At 45.7% G+C, this 6,895-nt stretch carries 6 protein-coding genes; 5 read left to right on the top strand and 1 reads right to left on the bottom strand.

From position 1 onward, the window contains the following. Positions 1–133 precede the first annotated feature (133 nt). Positions 134–1,681, bottom strand: a complete 1,548-nt coding sequence (locus tag V7K48_RS02775) for an FAD-dependent monooxygenase (RefSeq protein ID WP_335069393.1) — start codon at positions 1,679–1,681, stop codon at positions 134–136. 791 nt (positions 1,682–2,472) lie between these two features. On the opposite strand from V7K48_RS02775, the gene V7K48_RS02770 reads away from it, so the two are divergent. The 5 genes from V7K48_RS02770 to V7K48_RS02750 all read left to right on the top strand — a co-directional run bounded on the left by V7K48_RS02770 (position 2,473) and on the right by V7K48_RS02750 (position 6,795). Then, positions 2,473–3,030 (top strand): DsbA family protein, encoded by a 558-nt coding sequence (locus V7K48_RS02770; RefSeq protein WP_335069391.1) that lies wholly within the window; start codon positions 2,473–2,475, stop codon positions 3,028–3,030. A 114-nt stretch (positions 3,031–3,144) separates the two neighbouring features. After that, positions 3,145–3,957, top strand: a complete 813-nt coding sequence (locus V7K48_RS02765) for an alpha/beta fold hydrolase (protein ID WP_335069389.1) — start codon at positions 3,145–3,147, stop codon at positions 3,955–3,957. A 221-nt stretch (positions 3,958–4,178) separates the two neighbouring features. Next, a complete protein-coding gene (locus V7K48_RS02760) occupies positions 4,179–5,756 on the top strand; it encodes a GMC family oxidoreductase (RefSeq protein ID WP_335069387.1) in 1,578 nt (525 codons plus the stop codon). Positions 5,757–5,837: 81 nt separating this feature from the next. Further along, a complete protein-coding gene (locus tag V7K48_RS02755) occupies positions 5,838–6,269 on the top strand; it encodes a cupin domain-containing protein (protein WP_335069385.1) in 432 nt (143 codons plus the stop codon). 100 nt (positions 6,270–6,369) lie between these two features. After that, positions 6,370–6,795 (top strand): hypothetical protein, encoded by a 426-nt coding sequence (locus V7K48_RS02750; RefSeq protein ID WP_335069383.1) that lies wholly within the window; start codon positions 6,370–6,372, stop codon positions 6,793–6,795. Positions 6,796–6,895: the final 100 nt, after the last annotated feature.

The raw sequence follows: 6,895 nt of genomic DNA, 5'->3' as shown, positions 1-6,895 counted from the left end.
TGTAACTCTACATCCATTGCCCTACTTACCTTTCAGGGTTTTTTCTGTTCATTCTTTTATTCAGAATACCCGGAAAGTGACAGAAGAGGGATAATACAACTTTAGGTGGATTTGATGATATTGGAACTTAAGGCTATCGAGCAAACCAGAGAGCAACAGCTTGTCTGATTGATTCCCCATTAGGTTCGCTCTCAGAGGCCCAGGCGATAATCCCATCAGGGCGTATCAGTACAGCGCTTAAGCCTAATTGTTCTTTCGCCCAGCCCGAAACATACTTCATTCGGTCGCTGTACTCACTCGCCAAAGTCTCAAGTGATCCATTCATATCAAAATCAAGCAGTATCCCTTGGCCATCGTGCATGAGATCGCCAATTCTTGCACCGTCTTTGAATTCAAAGTTGGGAACGCTGTGGCCTACTAGAGGGTGGTCGCCACCAAAATTGTAGTGTGTGAAAACGCCCCACACCCTTCCTGCAATATAGGTGGCACCATCGCGAGTATTCATAAGGTCGCGGACAATTGCATTCAGTGCGCGGGCATGTGGGTCTGGTCTCATGATTGCAACCTGGGCGCGTGACCAATCCAGAACAATCACACCAATTGGGTGTCGTTCAGTATGATAACTGTTCAACAAGCCTGACGGCGCTTTCTTTTGGATGGTTGCGGCGAGCTTCCAGCCCAGGTTCATGGCATCGCCCAGTCCAAGGTTAAGCCCTTGACCTCCCAACGGCGAATGAATGTGCGCGGCATCGCCAGCTAAAAGAATCCGTCCGTTGCGGTAGGTTGTGGCCTGCCGTGCTCGGTCAGTCCACGTGGTCACGATATGCAGAGCATTGATAGTAACGTCGGTGTTCGAGATGTGGCGTAGAACCTCCTGCACGTGTTCAAGCGTGATTGGCTTTTCTGCATTATGAAATGCCCCGCCATCAAAATCCTGCATTATTAGGTAACCTGGCTGGGATTGGAAGTACATGCCTGTTGGTGTCACGTTTCGGCCCAGACTGAGCTTCTCCGGGTTGGCGATGTCAACCTGGGCAGAGTAGCCGGTAAATTCTGGCTCCGTACCGGCGAATTCAAAACCGCCCGCCTTGCGAACAACACTACGGCTTCCATCACAACCCACGAGCCATTTACCCTTGAAAGATTGGTCACCTGACTGAACAGTTACTCCATCCTCGGTTTGATGAAAGTCAGTAATGGCAAGCCCACGCTTGATTTCTACACCCAAGGCTTCTGCACGGCGAGACAGCACTGCTTCAAGCTCCTCCATTTCAGACAACAAATTGGTGTCGGTCGAGCTTGGGAGGCGATACTTCCACTGTGAAGGGTCAATATTGCTGTCAAGAAATGGAATGCCTGCGAAGTGTCCTCCCTGACGACGGGGTTGTGACCCTTGTCCAAGGGCTGAGGTTTTGTGAGGGTCTTTAAGGCGTTTATGTATCTCAAGTTCTTTTAGCAACCCGCGACGGTAAAGCGCTTCAATAGTTGGTGCCGAGAGTCCCCGTATCCCGAAAGGAAGTTGCTTTAAGGGCGAGTGCGGACTGTCTGCCTTTTCCAATATCAGGACTGAACATTTGGTCAAGGCAAGTTCACAGGATAGGAAAAGCCCTACCGGGCCAGCCCCAGAAATGATGACATCGTAAACCGATTGCTTTTTGTTGTTATTTATAAGTGTTTCCATTTGTACCACCTATTGGTTGGCAGAGATGACATGTAGTCCGGCTACGGCAACAAGCACATCCGTGTCTATAAAAGTTAGTTCGTATGATTGCTTTGAAAAGCATTAATGAAATGTCTCGTTGTTTCTTGGCGTGCTTCACTTAGCTTTCTCTCATCCTCTCAGTTTACGCACATTTCAGCCTTTTTGCCAAAAAAGATCGTAAACAGGCTATTAGATTTGATTTTAATCAAATCGGTATAATTCGGTTGTACAATCTCTTCCATGTATGACGATACCTACCGATTCCTTGCCGATCGCGTCTCAGCCGATTTCGCTAGTTGGCTGTTAAGCAGGGCAAACGCACCTTTATCTGGCACAATTAAGGTTGACGTTTAAGTAAATATATGTATTCAAGTCTTTAGAATTTATTAACGATAATACCATTATTGAATTTAGATAATTTCAATATCTGCTTTTTCCCTTAACAGTCTATATATTCATTCAAAAAATAATTGAACTGACTCATCCTATAGGGCATTATTCGCCATCACTTTCAATTAGGGTGCGTTTGCTTTGGGGAAAAAGGAAGGGGAGTGAACCTTTATCTTTTCCCTTTAGATTGGCTTTAGACTCCAACTAAAGTTGGAGACAACCTTCCACTGCAAGATGGACAAGTTCATCCATCACTCGATTGTACAAAAATGTCAACCCAGAGTGGACGACAAGAGAAGGTCAATTGTCTATATTGAATCCATAGCGATGTTGGTGCAGTTGGTTTGTGAGGCTTAAGTTTGCTTAATACAAACCGAAAGATGACTTACGACCGTAATAATCGTTCTTTATTCGTTCCGCCTTCAACCCAGGATCATATCCAAGGTGTACTGAATGCTGCTGTAGTATTCGTCATGTATGGAGATTATGAATGTTTTCAAAGTGCCAACGTCTATCGATTGATTAAAGTTGCTCAACAGCAATTGCAGGTTTCGTTTGGAGAAAACAATTTAGGTTTTATCTTCCGTCATTTTCCTCAAGTACAGATTCATCCACATGCTCAACGGGCAGCGGAAGCCGCAGAAGCAGCAGCGGCTCAAGGGCAGTTTTGGCAAATGCATGAGATGCTGTTTATCCATCAACAGGAGTTGGGAAATGGCTATCTAGTGGAGTATGCCAATCGTTTAGGACTTGATATTTCTCAATTTTTGCAGGATTTATCCAAGGGAGCGTATGTCAATTGGATCAATGCAAACATCGAAGGTGGACTGCGAAGTGGACTGGAGGCTGCACCCGCTTTGTTTATTAATGGAATTCGCTATCTTGATCGCTGGACTGTTGAGCAGATAATGGCAGCCGTTGTTGCTGCAAATGATTAAGGTTTTTGATGCTTATCCCAACAAGTATTTCAGCGGGGAGTATTTCATAACTTCTATACGGACAACAAGAACCAGAGATTTCAGCAATTTAGCAAGAATATAGAGGCGATCGCAATGATGGTTTTTACATGGAAAAAAGTTCAAAAATTGTTGCTGTGGTTATTTGCATTAAGTGTTGTCGTTGGAATATCAATGCATCCAACATCAGCCACCTCCAAGGAATTACCTCAAGCGTCCAACTCTAAACCTGCGATCGTTCTTGTTCATGGGGCTTTTGCTGATGGTACATCATGGCAACACGTTATTCCATTGTTGGAGCAGGATGGCTACAGAGTGACTGCTGTGCAGATTCCGCTCACCTCGCTTGCTGATGATGTGGCAACGACGAAGCGGGTAATTGACAATCAAAAAGGTCCCGTTGTTTTGGTCGGACATTCCTATGGTGGAAATGTGATTACGGGTGCGGCGGCTGGCAATCCACAGGTGAAAGCTCTGGTTTATGTTAATGCTTTTGCACCAGATGTCGGTGAAAAGACGAGTGATTTGAATAAAAAGTACGCAGCAGCCCCGATTAGCAAGGCGATCGTACCTGATGCTGCAAACTTTCTCTATATTGATCGCGGGAAGTTTCACGAATTTTTTGCCCAGGACGTATCGAAGGCTGAGGCGCGAGTGATGGCAGCAACCCAAAAGCCGATCGCCAGCGCAGCGTTTGAGCAATCAGTGAATGAAATCGCCTGGAAAACGATTCCTTCTTGGTTTCTGGTGACTCAAAGCGATCGCGCCATCAACCCTGAACTTCAACGATTTATGGCTAAACGGATTCATGCTAAGACAACCGAAGTTAACTCCAGTCATGTTCCTTTTATCTCTCATCCAAAAGAGGTTGCCAAAGTGATTGAAGCAGCAAGCACTGCTGTAAAGTAATCCCAATTTAACGATTTGTTAATGAGCCAAGTCGTGCGAACCAATGAGACGCAAGTTTGGTTTCTGGCAGAACATTTGGTGGATACACCATTGGTACGTAGTTAAATTCAGCAGATCGGGTGTTGTAAATGAATAACTAACAGTGTTTTAGCAATCACTCTTTAAATCAGTTTATTCTTGACTCCATTTATCCATTGCAGATAACAGAGGAAGAGAACTTTATGACTAATTATGACTACATTGTAATCGGTGCAGGTTCGGCAGGTTGTGTGGTTGCCAATCGTCTAACCGAAGACTGTGATACAACCGTGTTACTCCTCGAAGCGGGCAACCCAGCTACAAAACCAGAAATTCAAATTCCGGTGCAATGCTTTAGCCTAATAGGCTCTGAAGTGGATTGGGGTTACATTTCTGAGCCGGAACCCTACTTGAATTACCGCAAAATGTTTTGTTCCCGTGGCAAAGTTTTGGGGGGCAGCAGTTCGATTAATTTCATGATGTATGTCCGGGGCAATCCTCAAGATTACGATCGCTGGCAGGAATTAGGAAATCCCGGTTGGAATTACGAGGGGGTCTTGCCCTATTTCAAGAAATCGGAGCACTCCTCACGAGGCGCGTCAGAATTTCACGGAGTTGATGGGGAGTTGAGCGTTACCGATTTAATGTCCCCTGCTGTGGTCTCCCAACGCTTTGTAGATGCCTGTGTGTCAATGGGATACAACTACAATCCAGATTTTAACGGTGTACAGCAAGAAGGGGTAGGACTTTATCAGTTGACGGTCAAGGATGGTAAACGGCACAGTGCTGCTGCTGCTTTTCTTCTACCCATTCTCCATCGTCCCAATTTAACTGTAATGACAGGGGCATTAGTGACGAGATTGCTGGTTGAGGGCACTCGCTGTGTGGGAGTGGAATATCTGCATGAAGGTACGCTCCACCAGGTGAGAGTCAACCAGGAAGTGATTTTAAGTGCGGGTGGGTTTGATTCGCCCAAACTGCTAATGCTTTCTGGAATTGGTACTGCCGAACACCTGCAAGCAATGGGAATTTCTGTCGTTGCTGATTTGCCGGGTGTCGGTCAAAACCTTCAGGATCACATTCTCACTTGTGTTGTTCAAGAAGTTACTCAAGATATACACCCTGCCATCACCAGTAATGGAATCGAAGCCGGATTATTTTTGCATAGCAAGGGGGATGTTGAGGCTAGACCTGATTTGCAGTTCTTCTTCGGTCCGATTCAATTCTTGTCACCTGGTTATACTCCCGCTGATTTTGGATTTACAGGTGCAGTCTCTCTTACCCGTCTCCAAAATATTGGCAGCGTCACTTTGCTATCGCCTGACCCTAAAGATCCACCAACCATTCAAATGAATTATCTACAAAGTCAAGCTGATGTACAAAAGTTGGTTGAGGGAGTTAAATTAATCCGCCAATTGATTCAGACCAGTGCCTTTGATGATTTTCATGGTGAGGAGATTGCTCCAGGTTCCCATGTTCAAAGTGATGCAGCACTCGAAGCTTACATTCGGGACACTTGCAGCACTGTATGGCATCCGGTTGGCACTTGCAAAATGGGCATTGACTCAATGGCAGTGGTCGATCCTCAACTACGAGTACATGGAATTCAAGGCCTTCGTGTTGTTGATGCATCAATCATGCCAACAATCACTACAGGCAATACAAATGCACCCACTATCATGATTGCTGAGAAGGCAGCAGATTTAATTAAAGCGGAGCGTACCTCGCAAAGTGTTCCCAACAAGCTTAATGTTCAAAATTTGTCACACTTGTCTATCTAGAAACGGCATGAACGCCTGCTTTATCTGATCTGCAAGCTTGAGCGTTCATAACATAATTCATTCATTAGAAGGAGTGCTTCCATGACAAAATCATTCTGGCTTCTTAATAACTACCTTACCATCGTCGCCGATCACACCACAACTGACGGTAAATATGACCTGATTGAGGGCTATTTCCCTCCTGGTGCACAGACTCCACCCCATTGCCATACACGCTATTCAGAACAACTCTATGTGTTAGAAGGAGAGTTCACTGTCTGGGTTGGTAAGAATAAGGTTGTGCTAGGCGCAGGTGAAAGTGCCTTCATTCCGATGGGCACACCCCATGTTGTTGCTGCACTCAGCGATCAACCAGCTCGCGGGTTAGTCGTTGCTGCGCCCAGCGCCTTTGCTCAACTAATTGAAGCAACAGGGACGCTAAACCAGAATGAGGCACCTGACATGGAATTGTTCAATCGCATCTCTAGCGAAATTGGCGACGAAATTCTGGGTGCGCCCGGAGATCTACCCTAAGACTTCAGGTATAAGTACTCTGACAGAATTGATTACACAAACTTTTTTCTGACTCCTGCCTTCACGAATGAATTTAATTTTGTCCGACTACTTATTCTAAATGACTAGCAACACCACGACCAACATCCAAATGCAGAAATGGACTCAAGCCTTCGCTAATAAGTTGGAAAGCTCATTCGCGGACGCTTTTGCCGACAACGTCACTCTTGAAGCCAGTGTGCTTGTCCGCCCAATCGAGAGGCAGGATTGCGTAAAAAGTGTTATGGCTACCGCCAGCAAAGTTTACGAAGCGCTCACTTTCACTCGTCAAGTTGAGAGCGCTCAACAAACATATCTGGAGTGGGACGCGAAAGCGTTCGGCGGACAGCCCCTTTCTGGTGTGACAATCCTTATCAAGAACCCAGATGGTTTAATTGTCCATATTGCTATCCATCATCGTCCCCTCGGTACAGTGCTCCGCTTCTCGATTGAGATGCATGAACGTCTTAAGGGCAAGATCCAGCCGGACTATTTCTACGAAGGATAGGGGTTAGCAGCTGTTTGTCGATGGCGGTATGGCACAGATTTGAGCGTTACTTAACTTGAAGCCTTACCCGAAAGTTGGCGCGACTAGCTTAATTGTTAAG

It is taken from the genome of Nostoc sp. (assembly GCF_036919615.1).
Classification (GTDB): Bacteria; Cyanobacteriota; Cyanobacteriia; order Cyanobacteriales; family Nostocaceae; genus Nostoc.
This window is presented reverse-complemented; position numbering and strand designations above follow the sequence as displayed.